This is a genomic window from Mycolicibacter senuensis (genome assembly GCF_002101885.1).
GTDB classification, from domain to species: domain Bacteria; phylum Actinomycetota; class Actinomycetes; order Mycobacteriales; family Mycobacteriaceae; genus Mycobacterium; species Mycobacterium senuense.
This window is the reverse complement of sequence record NZ_LQPS01000031.1, coordinates 110,702-131,470: the sequence shown is the minus strand read 5'-3', so window position 1 is coordinate 131,470 and position 20,769 is coordinate 110,702. Positions and strand designations below refer to the sequence as shown.

The window sequence follows — 20,769 nt, the reverse complement described above, 5'->3', positions numbered from 1 at the left end:
GGTGGTGTCATGGCGCCCGCGATAGCCGGCCTGGTAGCCGATGACCACCAACACACCGGGCCCGCCTTCCCCACCACACCGCCACGGGACATCCTCGACGCCGCTGGGGAACTGCTGCGGGCACTGGCCGCGCCGGTGCGCATCGCGATCGTGTTGCAGCTGCAGGAGTCGCACCGTTGCGTGCACGAACTCGTCGACGCGCTGGGGGTGCCCCAGCCGCTGGTCAGCCAACACCTGAAGATCCTCAAATCGGCCGGGGTGGTCACCGGGGAACGGTCGGGCCGCGAAGTGCTCTACCGACTGGCCGACCACCACCTGGCGCACATCGTCATCGACGCGGTGGCCCACGCCGGTGAAGACCATTGACCGCCCCCGGGGTGCGCTCCACCCGGCAGCGCGCAGCGATCTCGGCGCTGCTGGAGACCATCGACGACTTCCGTTCGGCCCAGGAGTTGCACGACGCGCTGCGTGAGCGCGGCGAGAACATCGGGCTGACCACCGTCTATCGCACGCTGCAGGCGATGGCGTCGGCCGGGCAGGTCGACACGTTGCGCTCGGATACCGGTGAATCGGTGTACCGGCGTTGTTCGGAGCACCATCACCACCACCTGGTGTGCCGCGAGTGTGGCGCCACGGTGGAGGTGGCCGATCATGAGGTCGAGACGTGGGCAGCCCAGATCGCCGCCGAGCACGGTTTCTCCGACGTCAGCCACACCATCGAGATCTTCGGCAGCTGCGCCGACTGCCGTAAGTAGGACGCGCTCGGCGCACCGGCGACTCAGCCGATGAGCGCCTGCCGGATGTCGACCCCCTTGGCCAGCACCAGCAGCACCAGCGTGCACAGCGCGTCGTCGGTCAGCCCGGAGCCGGGAAAGTTGTAGCGCAGCATCGCATCTGCGGTCTTGGCGTTCTTCTCGACCAGGGTGACCGTCCCGAGCTGGCTCAGCCGCGCCTGGTCGGCCGCCCGTTCCCGAAGCTTCTTGGTCAGCGCCAGGTCCCAGGCCAGGATCTGGGTCAGCGACACCAACTCCAGTTCGTCGGTGATCGGCACCACCCGCAATGACGCCAACGTGCCGTCATGATGGACGGTCAGCGCACCGTCGGGCTCGGCGTCGGTGGGCACCGCGGCCGCGGCGAGCACCGTGTGGAGGCGGTGGGCCAGATCCGTCATCACGCTGTCCCGAACCGGCGCTGCCGGGAGGCGTACTGTTCGCAGGCCTGCCACAGGTCGCGGCGGTCGTAGTCGGGCCACAGCTTCTCTTGAAAGATGTACTCGGCGTAGGCCGCCTGCCACAGCATGAAGTTCGACGACCGCTGCTCACCGGAGGTGCGGATCAGCAGATCGACGTCGGGCATGTCCGGCCGGTGCAGATGCTGGGAGATGGTGGCCTCGTTGATCCGGTTCGGATTCAGCTTGCCGGCGACGGCCTCGGCAGCGATAGCCCGTGCGGCCTCGGCGATCTCGGTGCGTCCCCCGTAGTTGACGCAGTAGTTGATGGTGATGACGTCGTTGCCGACCGTCATGGCCTCGGCGATCTCGAATTCCTTGATGACACTGCGCCACATCTTCGGACGCGAACCCACCCAGCGCATCCGCACGCCCATCGCGTTGAGGTTCTCCCGGCGGCGGCGCACCACCTCGCGGTTGAACCCCATCAGGAAGCGGACCTCCTCGGCGGAACGCTTCCAGTTCTCCGTGGAGAACGCATACACGGTCAGCCATTTGATGCCGATCTCGATGGCACCGCAGGTGATATCGATCAGCACCGCCTCGCCCATCTTGTGGCCCTCGGTGCGGCCCAGGCCGCGCTGAGTGGCCCAGCGGCCGTTGCCGTCCATCACGACCGCAACGTGATTGGGCAGCGCCTCGGCCGGAATCCGCGGGGCGACGGCCTTGGAGGTGTGCTGCGGCGGACGGCACGGTCCCCCGCCCGGCGGCGCAGGCAGCTGCGGGAAGACCACCGGCCAGGTGGACGTGTCCGGGAACACCGGATAGTCCTCGGGCGCACCGGGCAACTGCGGGCAATTGCCCTTCCGGTCGGCCCGATTCAACACCATGTGCCCAATCCTGCCCGACCGGGCCGGCACCGCCTGCAGCGACCGCGCCTTCGCTGCGGCGGTTTACCGGCCATGCCGACGATCAGGAATCGGTGCTCAGATCCATTGCGACGAAGTCCAGGCGCCACAGCGATTGGAACAGCTTGCGCCCGAACTTCTCCAGATCGGCGGTGCTCCCCCGCGACGACCCGCCCGCCTGCGCCAGGCTTGCGGCGATCTCCCGGATGCTGCGGCGCCCATCGATGCTCTGGACGAAGGGCAGCTGGGCCGGGTTGAGCTGCATGCGCCAGCCCGGACGGACGATCTCGCTGCCGTTCAGACCGCACTTGAAGCGGAACAGCGGCACGTAGTCGAGGCTTTCGGCCGTCGAGAAGTCGACCACGTAGCTGCTCTTGGGCCGGTCGGGGCGGCAGGCCAAGAAGAAGTGCCGTGCGTTGAGGGTGTGGATGCGCTCCATTACCGACCAGATCTTGGCCTCGGGCAGCGCGTTCACCACGTCGTAGAAGCCTCCCGACGGCGCGGCGATGTCGTGCGCGTAGTACGGCGCCTTGAGCAGCCAGCCCTGGAAGTCGAGCCCGGCCGAGTTGGCCAGGTCGATGCAGCCGTCGACGTCGAAGTTCTTCGCCCGGCCGTGCAGGAAGGTGTCCACCAGGCCCGAGTCCGAAACGAGGTCACCGGCGATCTTCAGGTACGGCTGCACAGGGTGGTCCGGGGACAGCATCCGGATGGCCTGACGGACCGTCTGGATGGAGGCATCGCTCTGCTCCAGCCCCAGGTCCTGGAAGACCGACTCGAGGATCTCGATGCCGATCCGGCCGTACCGCGCATACAGCATGATGGCGGCGACCCCGTCGGGGCGCAGCCGCTCCGCGATGGCCTTCATCCCCGCCTTCGGGTCGGCCATGTGGTGCAGCACGCCGGTGGACACCGCCAGGTCGAAGTCCATGTCCAGCGAGGACAACTCCTCGATCGGGAGCTGGTGCAGTTCCAGGTTCCACAGCCCGTGCTTGTCCTTGAGGTACTGCTGGTGCCCCAGCGACGCCTGGCTGATGTCGACGGCCACCACCCGGGCCTTCGGGTTGTTGTAGGCGAACACCGCCGCCTGGTTGGTGCCGCAGCCCGCGATGAGGATGTCGAGGTCGGGCCGGTACTCCCGGTCCGGCCACAGCACCCGGTGGGCGTGGCTCGGGTCGAACCATTCCCAGTTCCCGGCCGACCACGCCTGCAGGTCGTGGATGGGCGGCGGGTACGTCCACCGCTCATACTGCCGGGATACAACGTCTGCGCGTGGGTTGTCAGTCACTTCTTTGTGGCTCCTTGTTGCGTTGCCCCCCGCCGATCGAGTCAGACTCTAGCGGGGCTTGTTCGGGCCGGCGCGGCGGGTGCGACTCCCAACGGAGCAGCGGGCCGGACGCGTCGGTTCGGTCTTATCGGCTCGGTCAGCCGGCGCGTCCGGGCTGACCGGGCTGACCAGGCTGACCGGGCTGACCAGGCGTTCCGCCCGGGCCGGGCGCTCCGCCGGCACCACCGGCACCACCCGCACCGGGCTGGCCGCCGGGGCCGGCCGCACCACCGGCACCGCCGGCGCCGCCCTGTCCGCCGGCGCCACCCTTGCCGCCGTCGCCGCCTTTACCGCCGGCGCCGCCCTTGCCGCCCTGCCCGCCCTTGCCGCCTTTGCCGCCTTTGCCGCCCTTGCCGTCGGCACCCGGAGCACCGTCGGCCCCGTCGGCGCCGTCGGCACCGTCAGCGCCCGGGGCATGAGTCGACAGCGGCACCACGGCCCCGACACCCGGTCCGAAGCCCGCCTGCGCGACCGGGCCGACCGCCGGGAGCATTCCCGCAACCAGCAGGGCTCCCGCCGCCGCGCCGAGGCCGGCCGCGTATCGCGGCGCAGTGTAGTGCGCCCAGCGCCCCCACCCGGTGTCGTGAATCATTCGGCCTGCCTTCCAGATTGAGCCTTCGGATCGTGAAGTCGCATCAGCCTACCGCCGACCCGCGAATGGTCCACGGAAACGCACACAATTGCCAGGTGGGTGCCCATGCGTCGGGGCGTCAGGGGTCAGCCGTCGCTGCCGGTGGCCTTCGCTTCAGCCTCGACACCCACCGCGACATCCGCCGTGTCCTGCCCACCCGCCGCCCGCTGAACGCGTTCGACCAGCGGCAATGTTCGCAGCCGGCGCTCCAGGTGCCACTGCAGATGGGCGGCCACCAATCCGCTGGCATGGCTGCGGTGCGCCGACACTGAACGTTCAGCAAGCTCCCAATCCCCGTCGTGCAGCGCCGACATCAGATCCAGCACCCCCATCGGCGGGGTGGTCGACCCGGCCGGGCGGCAGTGGCTGCAGACGCTGCCGCCGGCCGCGACATGAAATGCCCGATGCGGGCCGGGAGTGGCACAGCGGGCACATTCGGTCAGGGCCGGCGCCCACCCGGCCACCGACATCGCTCGCAGCAGATAGGCGTCGAGCACCAGCTCGCGGGGGCGGCGACCGTCGGCGACGGCCCGCAACGCACCGACGGTGAGCCGGTGCAACGCCGTTGCCGGTGCCCGCTCGGCGCCGGCGAGTCGTTCGGCGGTCTCCAGCATCACGCAGGCACAGGTGTAGCGGCCGTAGTCGCTGACGATGTCGCTGGCGAACGCGTCCACCGACACCACCTGGGTGACGATGTCGAGGTTGCGGCCCGGATGCAGCTGCACGTCGATGTGGGCGAACGGCTCCAGTCGGGCACCGAACTTACTGCGGGTACGGCGCACCCCCTTGGCCACCGCGCGGACCAGCCCGTGGTCGCGGGTGAGCAAAGTGACGATCCGGTCGGCTTCGCCGAGCTTGTGCTGGCGCAGCACCACCGCCCGGTCCCGGTACAGCCGCATCGCACCAGTTTCGCATCACCGCGGGGACGTTTCGAGGACGGTCACCGGCGTGGCACGCCGGATAGTCTCGTCACCGATGACCCACCCGCCCGCGGCGTCCGGCACCCGCTTTCCCACCCTCACCGAACAGCTCTACCAGCTGGCCAGCGGCGAGGTGTCCTCCGTCGACCTGGTCCGCCGCTCGCTGCACGCCATCGACGCCAGCCAGTCCACGCTGAACGCCTTCCGGGTGGTGTTCACCGAGTCGGCGCTGCGCAGTGCCGCCGAAGCCGACCGGCGCCGCGCCGCCGGCCATCGCGCCCCCCTGCTGGGCGTCCCGATCGCGGTCAAGGACGACACCGACGTCGCGGGTGTGCCCACCTCGTTCGGCACGTCCGGCTACGTCGAACCCGCCGGCCACGACGCCGAGGTGGTGCGGCGGCTCAAAGCCGCCGGCGCGGTGATCGTCGGCAAGACCAACACCTGCGAGTTGGGCCAGTGGCCGTTCACCGGCGGCCCCGGGTTCGGCGACACCCGCAACCCCTGGTCGCGCCGGCACACCCCGGGCGGATCGTCGGGGGGCAGCGCCGCCGCGGTCGCCGCGGGCCTGGTCGCCGCGGCGATCGGATCCGACGGGGCCGGCAGCGTGCGCATTCCGGCCGCGTGGACACATCTGGTCGGCATCAAACCGCAGCGGGGCCGCATCTCCACCTGGCCGCTGCCGGAGGCCTTCAACGGCATCACCGTCAACGGAGTGCTCGCCCGCACCGTGGCGGACGCGGCCCTGGTGCTGGACGCGGCCTCGGGCAACGCCGAGGGCGATCTGCACAAACCGGCGCCGCTCACGGCGTCCGACCACGTGCGCAACGGGCCGGGTCAGCTGCGGATCGCGATGTCCACCCGCTTTCCCTACACCGGGTTCGGCGCCCGGCTGGACCCCGAGATCGGGGCCGCCCTCGAGCAGGTCGCCGCGCGGCTTCGCCTGCTCGGGCACATCGTGGTTCCGGGAAATCCCGACTACGGGGTGCGGCTGTCGTGGAACTTCCTGTCCCGCTCCACCGCGGGGGTGCTGGCCGCCGCGAACGCACTCGGCGGCGCGGTGAACCTCGACCCGCGCACGCTGGCCAACATGCGCACCGGCCGGCTGCTGTCGCAGGCGGTGCTGCGCAAGGCCCGTGCCCACGAGGCGAAGGACCAGCGGCGGGTGGGGTCGATTTTCCGCATCGTCGACGTGGTGCTGGCCCCCACCACGGCCCAGCCGCCGCCGCTGGTGCACGCGTTCGACGACCTGAACGCCCTGGCGACCGACCGCGCCATGATCGCGGCCTGCCCGGTGACCTGGCCGTGGAACCTGCTGGGCTGGCCGTCGATCAACGTGCCGGCCGGGTTCACCTCCGAGGGCCTGCCGATCGGGGTGCAATTGATGGGGCCGGCCAACAGTGACGGCCTGCTGATTTCCCTGGCCGCGGAATTGGAGGGCATCAGCGGCTGGGCGGCACGGCAACCCACACCGTGGTGGCGCACCGATCCCGCACCGGCCCCGTGACGCCCGAAAGGGCTGTGACCAGTGACTTCGGCGACGTCATCGGCAGTCCGCTAAACTTGGTCCGTCTTCGAAGTAGGACTCATATCCACATCTGAAATGCACTGGGGAAAGGCGTCTGCAAAATGGCCGCTCTGTCGTTGACCAGGATCGCTGTCGCAGCCGGCAGTCTGGCGTTGTCGCTGTCCGCTGGCGCCGGGTTCGCCGCCGCGAGCCCTGACCTCGGTCCGATTATCAACACCACCTGTAACTACTCGCAGGTGAACGCGGCGCTGCGCGCGGAGAACCCCGCCGCGGCCGACGAGTTCGCCGCCGCCCCGGACGCGCAGAACATGCTCCGCGTCTTCCTCTCCTCGCCTCCGGCCAAGCGGCAGCAGTTGGCGAACATGATCCAGGGCATGCCCGAGGCTCAGCAGTACATCGGCACCATCACCCAGGTCGCCGGCTCCTGCAACAACTACTGAGCCGGTCACTGCGGTGAGCCCGCGCGACAAGGTCCTGATCACCGCCACCGAGCTCGCTGAGCTGTTGCGGGCCGGTGATCCGGTGACGATTCTCGACGCCCGCTGGAGCCTGGCGGCCCCGGACGGACACCAGGCTTACCTCCGGGGTCATCTGCCGGGCGCGGTGTACGTCGCGCTCGAGGACGAGTTGTCCGACCCCGCTGTCACCGGCCGGGGCCGCCATCCGCTCCCGACCGGGCGCAACCTCGAGGCGGCCGCCCGCCGCTGGGGGGTGCGGCGCAACACGCCGGTAGTGGTCTACGACGACTGGCATCGGGCCGCGTCCGCGCGATTGTGGTGGCTGCTGTCCACCGCCGGAGTGGCCCGGGTCCGCATCCTCGACGGTGGGCTGGCGGCCTGGACGGCGAACGGCGGCGCATTGCAGACCGGGGAGGTCCGCCCCGACCCGGGCAACGTCACCGTGCTGCCCGAGGACCTCTACGACGGGCTCCGGCCGACCCTGACCGCTGACGAGGCCGGCGACGGCGCCGGATCCGGCACGCTGTCGCTACTGGATGCCCGCGCCCCGGAACGGTTCCGCGGCGACGGCGAACCCGTCGACGCGGTCGCCGGTCACATCCCGGGCGCGAAGAACCTGCCGTTCACCGCGCTGCTGGACGCCGACGGGACCTTCCTGCCCGATACCGCGATCGCCCGGTTGCTCGCCGATCGCGGGGTGGGAGCCGACGACGCGGTGGGCGCCTACTGCGGATCCGGTATCAGCGCCACGGTGATCGTGGCGGCGCTGGCCGCCGGCGGCCGCTCCGCCGCGATGTTCCCGGGCTCGTGGTCGCAGTGGAGTTCGGAGTCGTCCCGGCCGGTGGCACGCGGCGAGGACTGAGCTCCGCCTCAGCGCAGGTGGAAATCGGCCGGGTCCGGGCCGGCCAGCATCGCGTTCATCGTCGCGCGGTCGAACGGCCACAGGTCGACGGCGCCGCTCTCGGTCAGATACCACGAGTTGCAGCCGGTGTTCCAGACCGTCGGGCCCATCGCGGCGGCGACCTCGTCGTTGAACCGTGCGGTCGCCTCCTCGGTGACCTCGACGCTGGCCAACTCGCCGGCCCGGAACTTCTCCAGCCACTGCGCGATGTAACGCGCGGTCAGCTCGGAGGTGTACTGCAACGAGATCGACCCGGTGGGCGAGTTCGGGCCCAACACCGTGAACAGGTTGGGGAAGCCGGGGATCGCGGTCATCCGGTAAGCGCGCGGGCCGGCGGCCCACGCGTCATCGATGTCGATGCGGTCCCTGCCGAGCAACCGCATCGGGCGCATGTAGTTGTGGGCGTGAAACCCGGTCGCCAGCACGATGACGTCGGTGTCGCGGTGAACGCCGTCGGCGGTGCGGATACCGCTCGGGGTGATTTCGGCGATCGCGTCGGTGACGAGGTCGGTGTTGGCGGCGCGGATCGCCCGGTAGTAGCTTCCCGACACCACCTGACGCTTGCACAACGGCTGGTAGTCGGGTTTGAGCTTGGTCCGTAACTCGGTGTCCCGCACTTGAATCCGCAGACACGCGCGGGCGTAGGCCTGGACCGCCCGACGTCGCCACGACGGGCGGGTGGTGACGTCGGTCAACAGCGCCGACCCGCCGAAGGTCATGAGCCGATACAGCGCCCGGTGCAGTCTCGGGAATCCCGCCAGCACCGCGGCCGCGCCGGGGAGCTGCCTCAGCGAGGTGGGCGCCCACAGGATCCACTGCGCCGAACGCACGTAGTGGTCGATCGACGCCGCATCGGGTTGCAGCGCCGACACCACCTGCACACCGGTCGAGCCGGTGCCGATCACCGCGATCCGCTTCCCGGCCGTGTCGAGTTCGTCGTCCCAGCGGGCGGTGTGCACGACCGGGCCGGCGAAATCCGCCAGCCCGGGGATCTCGGGGGTGAACGGATGATGCAGCACACCGGTCGCGCAGATCACGAAGTCGGCGACCAACTGCTCACCGGCGGCGGTGGTCAGGGTCCAGTGCCGGCGCTCATCCCACCGTGCCGCTATGACCTCGGTGTCGAGCCGGATCAGCGGCGCCAGCCCGAGCCGGTCGACGACGTCACGGTGGTAGCGCTGGATCGCCGTGCCGGTGGCCCAGGCGTGCCGCCAGTCCGGTTTCGGCGCGAACCCGAACTGGTAGATCTGCGACGGCACGTCGCACCGCAGCCCCGGATAGCGATTCCAGTGCCAGACGCCGCCGACGTCGGAACCCTTCTCCAGCACGGTGATGTCGGTGAACCCGCGCTCCCGCAGGACATACGCGGCCGTGATGCCGGCGATGCCCGCGCCGATCACGATGACGCGGGGTTCGCGCGCGCTCACCGCCGACCCCGCGCCGACGGTGTGCGCATGGCCTAGCTGCGCAGCGCCGACACCGCGTCGACCAACAACTGGCGCGCCCGGTCGGCGTCGACCATGCCGGGCGGCTGGCCGCGCACCGCCTGCGGGTTCGCGGTCACCTGCACCAGGGCGCTGCCGAGGTAGGCGGTGAAGGTGTAGGACTCGCGGGACTGCTGTTGGCCGTCCTTGCCGGTGATCTCGATCTCCGAGTGCGAGCCCGCCGTCTTGGCGTGGTCGATCTCGGGCGCATCCGTCTCATCCAGGTAGCCGGTGAGCTTGCCGGCCTGGAAGGAGACGTGCTTGCACCTCTCGGCCTCCGACTCGTCGTAGGGCAGATCCTGGTCGGCCTGCATGGCGATGGCGACCAGTTGGTTGCCGTTGCCGACGATCGAGACCATCGACATCTTGCCGCGGATGCCCTTGGGCGGGCGGCCGCTGCTGGCCGCGTAGTCGGCGCAGTCCGAGGGATCGAACGTCACGCCGGGCGGCATCTTCTGCGGCCCGAGGATCTTGGGATCGATATCGTTGGGCCCCTTGGTCTGGGTCTTGTATTCCGAGCCGAACGTCGACTCGACGTTGAACAGCTTGGTGGTATCGATCGGCTTTTGGCCGCCCCCGCAACCGGTCAGTGCTTGCGCGCACATGAGCAGGCCAACAGTGGAGACAACCAGCGACTTGGGTTCCGGCACCCCTGGAATGTACCCAATGCCGCCTGCCGGCGAGGGACTGTGTCCCCGGTCCGGGCACGGCGGTGCCCGTCCGGGGTCTCGCGCCCCGGGCAGGCGGGAGCCGGCCGCCGGCCCGCACAGGGCGTGCGCCGGTTCTAAAAGCCCAGCCGACCGAGCTGTTTGGGGTCGCGCTGCCAGTTCTTGGCCACCTTGACCCGGAGATCCAAGAACACCTTGGTGCCCAAAAGTTTTTCGATCTGGGAGCGGGCGGCGGTCCCCACCTCGCGCAGCCGGGAGCCGCCGCGGCCGATCACGATCCCCTTCTGGCTGTCGCGTTCGACGTAGAGCACCGCGTACACCTCGATCAGGTCGTCACGGTCCTCACGCGGGCGCATCTCCTCGATCACCACCGCCAGCGAATGCGGCAGTTCGTCGCGCACCCCCTCCAGGGCGGCCTCCCGGATGAACTCGGCCATCAGGGTCTCTTCGGGCTCGTCGGTCAACTCCCCGTCGGGGTAGAAGGCCGGGCCGACCGGTAGCGCCGCGGCCAGCACGCCGATGAGCACGTCGACCTGCTCGCCGCTGACCGCCGAGACCGGGACGATCTCCGCCTCGGGGGCCAGCTCACCGACGGCGACCAGCTGCGCCGCGATCTTGTCGCGGCTGGTCTTGTCGATCTTGGTGACGACGACGACCAGCTTGGTTTTTGGCGCGACCGCCCGGATCTGCTCGATGATCCAGCGGTCGCCCGGGCCGATCGCCTCATCGGCCGGGATGCACAGGCCGATGACGTCGACTTGGGCGTAAGTGTCCTTGACCAACTCGTTGAGCCGCTTGCCCAGCAGCGTCCGGGGGCGGTGCAGGCCGGGGGTGTCGACCAGGATGATCTGGAAGTCCTCGCGGTGCACGATGCCGCGGATGGTGTGCCGGGTGGTCTGTGGGCGGTTGGAGGTGATCGCCACCTTCGTGCCGACCAGAGCGTTGGTCAGGGTGGATTTGCCGGTGTTGGGCCGGCCGACGAAACACACGAAACCGGAATGGAATTCGCTCACCGGAGACCTTTCGCCGAACGTGTACTCAGCGCGGGTTCCGGCCGAAATTCTCGCAATGGGCGCACGTTGGGCGCATTCGCGGCGGATTGCCCGCCCGGCGGGTCACTGCTCAACTGCGGCCTCCTGACCGTCGGGGGCGACCGGGCTGACCAGAACGGTGCTGATCCGCACCCGGCCGCGGCTGTCGCGACCGCCCTCGGCCCGCAGCCGCAGTCCGTGCGACACTACCTCGGAGCCCGGCAGCGCGACCCGGCCCAGTTCCAGCGCCAACAGACCGCCGACGGTCTCGACGTCGAGGCCGGGGTCGAACTCCATCTCGTAGAGTTCGCCGACGTCCTCGATGGGCAGTCGCGCCGAAACGCGGAACCTGTTGGCCCCCAAATCCTCCACCGGCGCCACTTCGCCCTGGTCGTACTCGTCGGCGATCTCGCCGACGATCTCCTCGAGGACGTCCTCGATGGTGACCAGCCCCGCTATCGCGCCGTATTCGTCGACCAGCAGCGCCATGTGGTAGCGGGCACGCTGCATGTCGTGCAGCAAGGCGTTGAGCGCCTTGGAGTCGGGCATGAACACCGCCGGGCGCATCACCTGGGCCACGGTGGTGTCCCGCCCGCCGTTCGTGGAGTAATAGGTTTGTTGGACAAGGTCTTTCAGGTAGACCACGCCGAGGATGTCGTCGACGTTCTCGCCGATCACCGGGATGCGGGAATGACCGCTGCGCACCGCCAAAGCGGTGGCGTGGCCGGCGGATTTGTCGCTTTCGATCCACACCATCTGGGTGCGCGGCACCATCACCTCACGGGCGGGGGTGTCGGCGAGTTCGAAGACCGACTGGATCATCCGGCGCTCGTCGGCGGCGACGACCCCGCGCTGCTGCGCCATGTCGACCACCTCACGCAACTCGACTTCGGAGGCGAACGGCCCGTTGCGGAAGCCCCGCCCCGGGGTCAGCGCGTTGCCCAGCACCACCAGCAGGCCGCTGATCGGGGCGAGCAACACCGAAAGGACTTGCAGCGGAAGCGCTGACGCCAGGGCGATCGAATAGGCGTTCTGCCGCCCCAGGGTGCGCGGGCCCACCCCGATCACCACGAAGCTCACCACCACCATGGCGGCCGCGGCGGCGAACAGCCCCCAATCCAGGCCGAGCACCGCGTGCAACAGGAACACCAGCAGCGCGGTGGCGGTGATCTCGCAGGTGATGCGCAACAGCACCACCAGGTTGATGTAGCGGGGCCGTTCGGCCATCAGTTTGGCCAGCCACACCGCGCCCGGGCGTCTCGCGCGGACCAGTTCGTCGACGCGCGCCGGTGAGACGGTGCTGACCGCGGCGTCGATCGCCGCGAACAGTCCGCCCAGACCGATCAGCGCGATCACGCCGACTAACAGCGGTGTTCCGGTCACGGTTCGTCGAAGTACCTGGACTTGTCCAGCAGCCGGCGGTCCTTCTCGCTCTGGGTCTCGGCCCGGTAGCTCTCCACCTGATCGGCGACCCATTCCTCGAGCAGCCGGCGCTGCAGCGCGAACATCTCTTTTTCCTCATCGGGCTCGGCGTGGTCGTAGCCCAGCAGATGCAGTACGCCGTGCACGGTCAGCAGCGCGAGTTCCTGGCCGAGCGAATGCCCTGCCGCGGCGGCCTGTTCGGCGGCGAACGCCGGGCACAGCGCGATGTCGCCGAGCATCGACGGCCCGGGTTCGGGAGCGTCCGGGCGGCCGCCGGGCTCGAGCTCGTCCATCGGGAAGCTCATCACGTCGGTGGGCCCGGGCAGATCCATCCAGCGCATGTGCAGGTCGGCCATCGCGGCGGTGTCCAGCAGCACCATCGACAATTCGGCGCCGGGGTTGACGTCCATCCTGTTCAGCACGAACTTGGCGACGCTGACCAGCTCGACCTCGGAGACATCGAGACCGGATTCGTTGGAGACCTCGATGCTCACCGGCGCGACCGGCCCCCAGACGCGCGCCGGGCCGCCCGGTTCATCGTCAGTCCCGGCTGGGACTGTTCGGCTTCATGGCGCGAGTAGGCGTCGACGATCTCGGAGACCAATCGGTGCCGGACGACGTCGGCGCTGCTCAGCTCGGCGACATAGATGTCGTCGATGTCGTCGAGGATGTCCACGGCCGCCCGCAGGCCCGATCTCGCACCGCCGGGCAGGTCGATCTGGGTGACATCGCCGGTGACCACGATCTTCGAGCCGAAGCCGAGTCGGGTCAAGAACATCTTCATCTGCTCGGCGGTGGTGTTCTGCGCCTCGTCGAGGATGATGAAGGCGTCGTTGAGGGTCCGTCCGCGCATGTAGGCCAGTGGCGCGACCTCGATCACCCCCGAGCTCATCAGCTTGGGGACCAGCTCGGGATCCATCATGTCGTAGAGCGCGTCGTAGAGCGGACGCAGATACGGGTCGATCTTCTCGCTCAGGGTGCCGGGCAGAAAACCCAGCCGCTCACCGGCTTCCACCGCCGGACGGGTCAAGATGATCCGGGTGACCTGCTTGGACTGCAGGGCGTTGACGGCCTTGGCCATCGCCAGATACGTCTTGCCGGTGCCGGCGGGCCCGATGCCGAACACGACGGTGTGGGCGTCGATGGCGTCGACGTAACGCTTCTGGTTGAGCGTCTTGGGCCGGATCGTCTTGCCGCGCCGCGACAGCACATCCAGGGTCAGGACTTCCGCGGGCGAGGCGCTGGCGGCGCCGGCGCCGATCAGCATGCCGACGCTGTGGCGCACCGTTTCCGGGGTCAGCGCCTGGCCACGGGCCACGATCGAGACCAGTTCGGAGACCACCCGCTCGGCCAGGGCCACGTCGGCCGGCTCCCCGGAGAAGGTGACGGCATTGCCGCGTACGTGCAGGTCCGCGGCCAGCAGGCGTTCCAGGGCGCGCAGGTTCTCATCTGCGGAACCCAGCAGGCCCACGACGAGGTCGGGTGAAATATCGACACTGCTGCGAACCTGCGAGGCCGGCACGGCAGCGGGGGTATCGCGGGGCGTCACGGGGTTTTCGATGCCTGCTTTCTGGTCAGCGCCGGCTATCAGCGGGTCAGACGGTTGCTGTGAGTCTACCGTCGGCCGTCGTCAGCTCCCAGCGCTTGTCGCGGACCGGCCTCCCAGCGCTGCCGGTGCCGGCCAGGCCCACCGCTTCACCCCCAGCGCGACGTCAGCACCCCGAGCGCCCCGAGTGCGACCGCCGCGGCGGTGGAGGTGCGCAACACCGTCGGACCGAGTCGGGTGACAACAGCGCCGGCATCGGTCAGCGCCGCCAGCTCCGCGTCGGTGATGCCGCCTTCGGGACCGACGATCAGGGCCAACGCCGACGCGGCAGACACCGCCGGCAGACCGGCGCCGGCCGCGTCGTGCAGCGCGAGCACCGTGGTACCGGCGGCCACCCGTTCGCCCACCCACGACACCAGCTCGGCCGTCCCCAGCACGCCGTCCACCGGCGGGATGTGGGCGCGGCGCGATTGTCCGGCCGCCGCCCGGGCCACCGCCTGCCATCGCCGCAGTCCCTTGTCGGCGCGCGAGCCGTCCCAGCGGGCGACGCAGCGGGCGGCCTGCCAGGCCACGAATGCGTCGGCGCCGGCTTCGGTGGCCAGCTCGATCGCCAACTCGGAGCGTTCGGACTTGGGCAGGGCCTGCACCACCGTGACCGGCGGCGCGGGCGGATCGACCACGCTGCGCCGCAGCACCCGAACCCGCAACCCGGACCGGTCGGCCTGCTCGACCCGGCATTCGGCCAGCACGCCGGCGCCGTCGCCCAGCGTCAGCTGCTCGCCGGGGCGGATCCGGCGCACCGTCGCGGCGTGGAAGCCGGCGTCACCGTCGATGTCGGCCAGCGCACCCGCCTCGGGCAGCGCCTCGACATAGAACAGGCCGGCCAAGTCTCAGCGGCCGCTGAACGTCTCGCGCAGCCGGCTGAACAGCCCGCCGCCGTGCGAAGCGTGTGATGTGCGGACCTCCGCGGTCTCGCGTTCGCGGTGCTGCTTGAGCTTCTGCAGCAACTCGATGTCCTGGTGGTCCAGCCGCTCGGGCACCACCACCTCGACGTGGGCGTGCAGGTCACCGCGCGCCCCGGAACGGAGCTGCGGCATGCCGTGGCCGCGCAACACCAGGGTTGCCCCGGGTTGGGTGCCGGCCGGGATGGTGATGTCGGTCGGGCCGTCGAGGATCGCGTCGACGACCACCGTGGTGCCCAGCGCCGCGTCGACCATCGGCACCGAGAGGTGGCAGTGCAGGTCGTCGCCGTCGCGGGCGAAGATCTCGTGGGTCTGCTCGTGCACCTCGACGTAGAGGTCGCCGGCCGGTCCGCCGCCGGGCCCGACCTCGCCCTGGGCGGCCAGCCGCACCCGCATCCCCTCGCCGACACCGGCGGGGATCTTGACGCTGATGTCGCGGCGGGCCCGCACCCGGCCGTCGCCGGCGCACTGGTGGCACGGGTCCGGGATCACCTCACCGACGCCGCGGCAGGTGGGGCACGGCCGCGACGTCATCACCTGGCCGAGCAGCGAGCGCTGCACGGTCTGCACCTCGCCGCGGCCGTGGCAGGTGTCACAGGCCGCCGGGCGGGAATCGCCGTGGGTGCCGCGCCCCTGGCAGCGATCGCAGAGCACCGCGGTGTCGACCGTGACCTGCTTGGTCACCCCCGTCGCGCATTCGGTGAGGTCCAGGCGCATGCGCAACAGCGAGTCCGACCCCGGCCGGACCCGTCCGATCGGGCCGCGGGACGCCGCCCCGCCGCCGAAGAAGGCTTCGAACACGTCCCCGAGGCCGCCGAACCCGCCCCCGAAACCGCCACCGAAGCCATTGCCGCCGCCGTTCTCCAGCGGGTCGCCGCCGAGGTCGACGATGCGGCGCTTCTCCGGGTCGGAGAGCACCTCGTAGGCGGCACTGATCTCCTTGAACTTGGCCTGCGCCGCCTCGTCGGGGTTGACGTCGGGGTGGTATTGGCGAGCCAGCTTGCGATATGCGCGCTTGAGCTCGGTGTCGCTGGCGCCCTTATCGACGCCCAGCAGTCCGTAATAATCGCGTGCCACGACTGACCTTTCCCAACTTCTTCCGACCGGAGATTATCGAGCCCCGAGCACTTCGCCGATGTACATGGCAACCGCAGCGACACTGGCGATGGTTCCCGGATAGTCCATCCGGGTGGGACCCAGTACCCCCATACCTCCGTACACGGTGCCCTGCGAGCCGTAGGCGGTGGACACCACCGAGGCGCCGGCCATCTCCTGCGCCTCGGTCTCGTGACCGATGCGCACCGTGACTTTACCGGCTTCCTGCTGCACCGCGAGCAGCCGCAGCACCACGACCTGCTCCTCGAGTACTTCCAGCACCGAGCGCAGCGAATCGCCGAAGTCGGCGGCATTGCGGGTCAGGTTGGCGGTGCCGCCGAGCAGCAGCCGCTCCTCGCGGTGCTCGACGAGTGATTCCAGCAGCACCGTGGCCGACCGCCCGACCGCGTTGGCCAGGCCGGCTGAGAGCCCGCTGCGGCCGTCCAGGTGCGCGGCGAGCTCGGCCACAGCGGTCGAGGCCGCCGAGATCCGCTTGCCGTCCAGCGCCGCGCCGAGCAGTTCGCGCAGCTGGGACAGCTGGTGGTCGTCGATGGCGTCGCCGAGTTCGACGATGCGCTGGTCGACCCGGCCGGAGTCGGTGATGACGACCAGCAGCAGCCGCGCCGGGGTCAGCGCGATCACCTCGAGGTGGCGCACCGTGGACACCGACAGGGTCGGGTATTGCACGACGGCCACCTGGCGCGTCAGCTGGGCCAGGGTGCGCACCGCGCGGCGCAGCACGTCGTCGAGGTCGACACCGGAGTCCAGAAACGACAGGATCGCCCGGCGCTCCGCGCTCGAGAGCGGCTTGACCTCGTCGATGCGGTCGACGAATTCCCGGTAGCCCTTCTCGGTGGGCACCCGCCCGGAGCTGGTGTGCGGCTGGGCGATGTAGCCTTCGGCCTCCAGCACGGCCATGTCGTTGCGCACGGTGGCCGAGGACACCCCGAGGCTGTGCCGCTCGACCAGGGCTTTGGACCCGATCGGTTCCTTGGTCGCGACGAAATCCGCGACGATGGCGCGCAGCACCTCGAAGCGACGATCATCAGCCACACTCATAGGCACTAGATTACGTTCTGAGTTATTCCCCGGCGCGAACGTGCGTGGTTGCACTCAGACACGCCGCGATTTCCGTACATCTCCGCACGCTGGCGCAGACGAGAGGATCGGCATGTCCGACTTTCCCTACACCGACCGCTTCACGGTCAACCGGGTGATGCCCGAGCACGGCCGGCCGCGCGAGGAGGTGCTGGCCGAGCTGCGGGAGATGGCACAGGCCGAAGATCCCACCTGGGAGACCGGCAAGGTATCCGGGACCATGTACTGCGGGGATCACGAGCACTACCGCTTCCTGGACGAGGCGTTCGGGCTGTTCGCCCACGTCAATGTGCTGCAGCGCGACATCTGCCCGTCGGCGACCAAGTTCGAGGGCGAGATCATCGCGATGGCCCTGGACCTGATGCACGCCGACGCCGTCACCGACACCGAGCCGGTCGGGATGGTCACCACCGGCGGCACCGGCAGCATCATCCACGCCCTGTTGGCCTATCGCGAGCATGCGGCGGCGCACCGGGGCATTACCCGCCCGAATTTCATCAAGCCCGAGACCGGCCATCCGGCGTTCGACAAGGGCTGTCACCTGTTCGGGATCGAGATTCGCCGGGCGCCGATCGACCCGCAGACCACGCAGGTCGACGTCGACTGGGTGGCCGACAACATCGACGAGAACACCATCGCGATCATGGGGTCGGCCTGCAACTACGGCTACGGCACCGTCGACCCGATCCCGGCGCTGGGCGAGCTGGCCTCATCGCGCGGGGTGGGGTTGCACGTCGACGGCTGCCTGGGCGGGTTCGTGTTGCCCTTCGCCCGGGAACTGGGTTATGACGTTCCCCTGTTCGATTTCCGGGTGCCCGGGGTCACCAGCATCTCCGCGGACAACCACAAGTACGGCTATGCGTTGAAGGGCGCCTCGACCCTGCTGTTCCGCGACAAGGCCTACCGCAACGCACAGTACTTCTATCTGCCGGAATGGAGTGGCGGGAAATACCATTCGCCGGGCATCGAGGGCTCGCGCTCGGGTGGTCTGATCGCCGCGGCGTGGGCCTCGATGGTGCAGCTGGGCCGGGAGGGCTACCGCAATTACGCCAAGGCGATTCTGCAGACCGCGTTCACCATGCAGGACGCGGTGCGCAGCCACCCGGAGCTGACGATCATGGGCTCGCCGACGTTCTGCTTCGCGTTCCGCTCCGACGAGTTCGACATCTACCACGTCGCCGACGCCATGAAGCCCAAGGGCTGGCGGTTCAACGGCCAGCAGTACCCCAACGCCATCCACATGGCGGTCACCCGGCCGCAGACCCAGCCCGGCGTGGCCGAGGCCTTCGCCGCCGATTTGGCAGACGCGGTGGAGTACGCCAAGAAGAAGACCGCCGCCGGGGAGGCGCCGATCAGCGCCGCGATCTATGGCGGCGTGCCGGGCGGAATGACCGACGAGGCAGCCCATTTCATCGAGGGGTTCATGGAGCAGATGCTCGACACCCAGCAGTCGCTGCCGCCGCTATGAGCCGCGCCGAGACGATGCAGAACGGAGCGTCGGCGGAGTGATGAGGAGGAGCGGCGCCATATGAACCGCGACCGCGTCGTCCTTGCGGTCGACCTCGGTACCGGCGGCCCCAAAGTCGGGTTCGTCGCGCTGGACGGCACCGTGCTGTGGTCGGCCCTCATCGGCGTCCCGACCGAGTACGGGCCGAGCGGGGCGGCCACCCAGGACGCCGGTCTGTGGTGGGCGATCATCCGCGACGCCACCCGGCGCGGCCTGGCCGACAGCGGCGTGTCCGGCGATCAGGTGGCCGGGGTGTCGATCACCGGGCAGTGGGCCAGCACCGTGCCGGTCGACGCCGACGGTCGCCCGGTCGGTCCGTGCGTGATGTGGATGGACACCCGCGGAGCGCCCCACAGCCGCAAGGCATTCGGTGGCCGACTGGCCGGCTACCGACCGCGGGCATTGCTCAGTTGGCTTCGCCGCAACGGCGGCATCCCGTCACCCAGCGGCGACGATCCGGTCGGGCACATGCTGCATCTGCAACACGGCGATCCGGTGGTCGCCGGCGCGGCCCGCTGGTTCCTGGAGCCGGTGGACTACCTGAGCATGTGTTTCACCGGGCAGGCCGCGGCGTCTCGTGCGTCGATGATGGCCTCCTGGCTCACCGACAACCGCGACCTGGCAGTGCTCGACTACGACGACGTGCTGGTGCGACTGGCCGGTGTCGACCGCGCCAAGCTGCCGCCGCTGGTGCCGACCGGCTCGATCATCTCCCGCGTGGCACCGGCGGTCGCCGCCGAGCTCGGCATCTCCCCTGCGGCGCAGGTGGTCACCGGCACCCCGGATATGCACAGTGCGGCGGTGGGTTCCGGTGCGGTGCGGCCAGGCGAGCTGCACCTGACCATCAGCACCACGTCGTGGATCAGTTGTCCGATGGCGGTCAAGAAGACCGATGCGTTTCACCAACTCGCCACGGTGCCGGGCATCGACCCCGCGAGCTACCTGCTGGTCAACAATCAGGACACCGCGGGCCGGGCGCTGCAATGGTTGCGCGACACCCTTTTCGACGGACTCGATTACCCCGAGCTGACCGCGTTGGCCGCCGGTGCGCCGGCTGGTTCGAACGGGGTGATCTTCACCCCGTGGCTCAAAGGCGAACACTCCCCCATCGACGACCGCAATGCTCGCGGCGGCTTCCACAACCTGTCCCTGGACACCAGCCGCGCAGATCTGGTTCGGGCGGTGCTGGAAGGGGTGGCCTACAACAGCCGCTGGCTGCTCGACTGCATCAACCGATTCACCACCACCACCGGGCCGATCCGGATCATCGGCGGCGGAGCCCGCTCGGAGCTGTGGTGCCAGATCATCGCCGACGTGTGCGGCCGCACCTGCGAACGGGTGGCCGACCCGCTCAACGCACAGTTGCGAGGTGCGGCCTTGTTCGCCGGTATCGGGATGGGCGAATTGGACCGCGATGAGTTACACGACCTGATCCCGCTCGACGGCGTCTTCGAGCCGGTCGCCGCGAACCGCGCGGTTTACGACCGGCTCTTCGCCGAGTTCCCCGGTCTCTACAAGACGCAGCAGACCATGTTCGCCCGGCTCAACCGTTCTTGACCGTTCCCCGGGGCGGTCCGAGCTCAGTTGGGCAGCCGCCCGACGATCTCCTCCATCAGCTCGTCGGCCCCGTTCTGGGACAGCATCCAGCCGTTCTGGTCGGTGAAGGTCACCGGTTTGGTGATCGGAGCCGGCAACGTGGGCCCGGTGGCGGTGATATCGGCGCTGACCGTGTCAGGTCCGGTGGAGGCGATGTCGGACGCGGTGAAGATCAGCGGAAGGCCATGGTGGTGCCCCAATCGGCGCAGCTGATGGTCCAGCACATCGGCCTGGTGCCGCTGTAGGCCCCCGGCCACCAAGCCGCTCTTCACCTCGGCGGGAACCCGCGGGTCGACCAGGTTGTCCAGGATTCCGGTGAGTTGTTCGGCGCTCGGCAGGCTCGCCGTCGGCGGCGGGTCCTGCGGATGCGGCGCGTGAAACACCGTGAGCGGCGGCTGGTTCGGCACTTCGGCGACCGCCAGGCCTGGTACGGCGATCGCGGCCGCCAAGCCCATGCCGATGGTGAGCACTTTCACGGACATAACCACGCCTTTCCGGTTGCGTCGAGCAAAATCGCTGGGTGAG

The 20,769-nt window shown here is 69.5% G+C and carries 22 protein-coding genes; 7 read left to right on the top strand and 15 right to left on the bottom strand.

Translation table 11 applies throughout. The features are described 5' to 3' along the window. Positions 1–9: 9 nt before the first annotated feature. Positions 10–366: an ArsR/SmtB family transcription factor gene (locus AWC24_RS07945; protein WP_085083680.1), complete on the top strand. Its 357-nt coding sequence runs from the start codon at positions 10–12 to the stop codon at positions 364–366. Continuing rightward, a complete protein-coding gene (locus AWC24_RS07940) occupies positions 363–755 on the top strand; it encodes a Fur family transcriptional regulator (protein ID WP_085083678.1) in 393 nt (130 codons plus the stop codon). The genes AWC24_RS07945 and AWC24_RS07940 overlap by 4 nt, the downstream gene beginning before the upstream one ends. 23 nt (positions 756–778) lie before the next feature. Here AWC24_RS07940 and AWC24_RS07935 read toward each other — a convergent pair whose 3' ends face one another. From AWC24_RS07935 to recO, 5 genes are all read right to left on the bottom strand, one after another. Next, complete coding sequence (locus AWC24_RS07935; RefSeq protein ID WP_085083676.1) at positions 779–1,171, bottom strand: hypothetical protein; 393 nt, start codon at positions 1,169–1,171, stop codon at positions 779–781. After that, the gene (locus AWC24_RS07930) at positions 1,171–2,058 is read right to left on the bottom strand and encodes a decaprenyl diphosphate synthase (RefSeq protein WP_085083674.1); all 888 of its coding nucleotides are present in this window, start codon (positions 2,056–2,058) and stop codon (positions 1,171–1,173) included. Before AWC24_RS07930 ends, AWC24_RS07935 begins: the two co-directional genes overlap by 1 nt. A gap of 82 nt (positions 2,059–2,140) precedes the next feature. Beyond that, positions 2,141–3,361 carry a class I SAM-dependent methyltransferase gene (locus AWC24_RS07925; protein WP_085083672.1) on the bottom strand — a complete coding sequence of 407 codons (1,221 nt, stop codon included), beginning with the start codon at positions 3,359–3,361 and terminating at the stop codon, positions 2,141–2,143. Positions 3,362–3,497: 136 nt separating this feature from the next. Continuing rightward, on the bottom strand, positions 3,498–3,992 hold the full coding sequence (locus AWC24_RS22670; RefSeq protein ID WP_085083670.1) for a hypothetical protein: 495 nt from the start codon (positions 3,990–3,992) through the stop codon (positions 3,498–3,500). Between the two features lie 125 nt (positions 3,993–4,117). Beyond that, on the bottom strand, positions 4,118–4,930 hold the full coding sequence (gene recO / locus AWC24_RS07915) for a DNA repair protein RecO (protein ID WP_085083668.1): 813 nt from the start codon (positions 4,928–4,930) through the stop codon (positions 4,118–4,120). A 76-nt stretch (positions 4,931–5,006) separates the two neighbouring features. Here recO and AWC24_RS07910 point away from each other — a divergent pair, with 76 nt between their 5' ends. From AWC24_RS07910 to AWC24_RS07900, 3 genes are all read left to right on the top strand, one after another. After that, the gene (locus AWC24_RS07910; RefSeq protein ID WP_109560365.1) at positions 5,007–6,455 is read left to right on the top strand and encodes an amidase; all 1,449 of its coding nucleotides are present in this window, start codon (positions 5,007–5,009) and stop codon (positions 6,453–6,455) included. Positions 6,456–6,577: 122 nt separating this feature from the next. Next, complete coding sequence (locus AWC24_RS07905) at positions 6,578–6,916, top strand: hemophore-related protein (RefSeq protein WP_085083666.1); 339 nt, start codon at positions 6,578–6,580, stop codon at positions 6,914–6,916. A 13-nt stretch (positions 6,917–6,929) separates the two neighbouring features. Beyond that, the gene (locus AWC24_RS07900) at positions 6,930–7,796 is read left to right on the top strand and encodes a sulfurtransferase (RefSeq protein WP_085083664.1); all 867 of its coding nucleotides are present in this window, start codon (positions 6,930–6,932) and stop codon (positions 7,794–7,796) included. Positions 7,797–7,804: 8 nt separating this feature from the next. On the opposite strand, the gene AWC24_RS07895 is transcribed toward AWC24_RS07900, so the two are convergent. The 9 genes from AWC24_RS07895 to hrcA form a co-directional block, all read right to left on the bottom strand. After that, positions 7,805–9,262 carry a flavin-containing monooxygenase gene (locus tag AWC24_RS07895; protein WP_085083662.1) on the bottom strand — a complete coding sequence of 486 codons (1,458 nt, stop codon included), beginning with the start codon at positions 9,260–9,262 and terminating at the stop codon, positions 7,805–7,807. Positions 9,263–9,294: 32 nt separating this feature from the next. Then, positions 9,295–9,969 (bottom strand): DUF5642 family protein, encoded by a 675-nt coding sequence (locus AWC24_RS07890; protein ID WP_165757721.1) that lies wholly within the window; start codon positions 9,967–9,969, stop codon positions 9,295–9,297. A gap of 134 nt (positions 9,970–10,103) precedes the next feature. Then, a complete protein-coding gene (era, locus tag AWC24_RS07885) occupies positions 10,104–11,000 on the bottom strand; it encodes a GTPase Era (protein WP_085083658.1) in 897 nt (298 codons plus the stop codon). A gap of 102 nt (positions 11,001–11,102) precedes the next feature. Next, a complete protein-coding gene (locus AWC24_RS07880) occupies positions 11,103–12,401 on the bottom strand; it encodes a hemolysin family protein (protein ID WP_085083656.1) in 1,299 nt (432 codons plus the stop codon). Further along, positions 12,398–12,934: an rRNA maturation RNase YbeY gene (ybeY, locus tag AWC24_RS07875; protein ID WP_085083654.1), complete on the bottom strand. Its 537-nt coding sequence runs from the start codon at positions 12,932–12,934 to the stop codon at positions 12,398–12,400. The genes AWC24_RS07880 and ybeY overlap by 4 nt, the downstream gene beginning before the upstream one ends. Beyond that, positions 12,931–13,989, bottom strand: coding sequence for a PhoH family protein (locus tag AWC24_RS07870; protein ID WP_085083652.1), 1,059 nt, complete (start codon positions 13,987–13,989; stop codon positions 12,931–12,933). Before AWC24_RS07870 ends, ybeY begins: the two co-directional genes overlap by 4 nt. 146 nt (positions 13,990–14,135) lie before the next feature. After that, the gene (locus tag AWC24_RS07865) at positions 14,136–14,873 is read right to left on the bottom strand and encodes a 16S rRNA (uracil(1498)-N(3))-methyltransferase (protein ID WP_085083650.1); all 738 of its coding nucleotides are present in this window, start codon (positions 14,871–14,873) and stop codon (positions 14,136–14,138) included. A 3-nt stretch (positions 14,874–14,876) separates the two neighbouring features. After that, positions 14,877–16,025, bottom strand: a complete 1,149-nt coding sequence (dnaJ, locus tag AWC24_RS07860; protein WP_085083648.1) for a molecular chaperone DnaJ — start codon at positions 16,023–16,025, stop codon at positions 14,877–14,879. A gap of 33 nt (positions 16,026–16,058) precedes the next feature. Next, a complete protein-coding gene (hrcA, locus tag AWC24_RS07855; protein ID WP_085083646.1) occupies positions 16,059–17,102 on the bottom strand; it encodes a heat-inducible transcriptional repressor HrcA in 1,044 nt (347 codons plus the stop codon). A gap of 112 nt (positions 17,103–17,214) precedes the next feature. On the opposite strand from hrcA, the gene AWC24_RS07850 reads away from it, so the two are divergent. Together AWC24_RS07850 and AWC24_RS07845 are read left to right on the top strand one after the other, a co-directional pair. Next, the gene (locus AWC24_RS07850) at positions 17,215–18,609 is read left to right on the top strand and encodes a pyridoxal phosphate-dependent decarboxylase family protein (protein WP_085083644.1); all 1,395 of its coding nucleotides are present in this window, start codon (positions 17,215–17,217) and stop codon (positions 18,607–18,609) included. Between the two features lie 60 nt (positions 18,610–18,669). Further along, complete coding sequence (locus AWC24_RS07845) at positions 18,670–20,205, top strand: xylulokinase (RefSeq protein ID WP_085083642.1); 1,536 nt, start codon at positions 18,670–18,672, stop codon at positions 20,203–20,205. A 23-nt stretch (positions 20,206–20,228) separates the two neighbouring features. Here the strand turns inward: AWC24_RS07845 and AWC24_RS07840 are convergent, their stop codons facing one another. Further along, positions 20,229–20,726 carry an MTB12 family secreted protein gene (locus tag AWC24_RS07840; protein ID WP_085083640.1) on the bottom strand — a complete coding sequence of 166 codons (498 nt, stop codon included), beginning with the start codon at positions 20,724–20,726 and terminating at the stop codon, positions 20,229–20,231. Positions 20,727–20,769 lie beyond the last annotated feature (43 nt).

Bases quoted from the DNA above. Each gene is read 5' to 3' on its own strand.
- AWC24_RS07910 (WP_109560365.1), top strand. From the start codon at position 5,007: ATGACCCACCCGCCCGCGGCGTCCGGCACCCGCTTTCCCACCCTCACC.
- hrcA (WP_085083646.1), bottom strand. From the start codon at position 17,102: ATGAGTGTGGCTGATGATCGTCGCTTCGAGGTGCTGCGCGCCATCGTC.
- AWC24_RS07850 (WP_085083644.1), top strand. From the start codon at position 17,215: ATGTCCGACTTTCCCTACACCGACCGCTTCACGGTCAACCGGGTGATG.
- AWC24_RS07935 (WP_085083676.1), bottom strand. From the start codon at position 1,171: ATGACGGATCTGGCCCACCGCCTCCACACGGTGCTCGCCGCGGCCGCG.
- AWC24_RS07845 (WP_085083642.1), top strand. From the start codon at position 18,670: ATGAACCGCGACCGCGTCGTCCTTGCGGTCGACCTCGGTACCGGCGGC.
- AWC24_RS07930 (WP_085083674.1), bottom strand. From the start codon at position 2,058: ATGGTGTTGAATCGGGCCGACCGGAAGGGCAATTGCCCGCAGTTGCCC.
- AWC24_RS07945 (WP_085083680.1), top strand. From the start codon at position 10: ATGGCGCCCGCGATAGCCGGCCTGGTAGCCGATGACCACCAACACACC.
- AWC24_RS22670 (WP_085083670.1), bottom strand. From the start codon at position 3,992: ATGATTCACGACACCGGGTGGGGGCGCTGGGCGCACTACACTGCGCCG.
- AWC24_RS07840 (WP_085083640.1), bottom strand. From the start codon at position 20,726: ATGTCCGTGAAAGTGCTCACCATCGGCATGGGCTTGGCGGCCGCGATC.
- recO (WP_085083668.1), bottom strand. From the start codon at position 4,930: ATGCGGCTGTACCGGGACCGGGCGGTGGTGCTGCGCCAGCACAAGCTC.
- AWC24_RS07905 (WP_085083666.1), top strand. From the start codon at position 6,578: ATGGCCGCTCTGTCGTTGACCAGGATCGCTGTCGCAGCCGGCAGTCTG.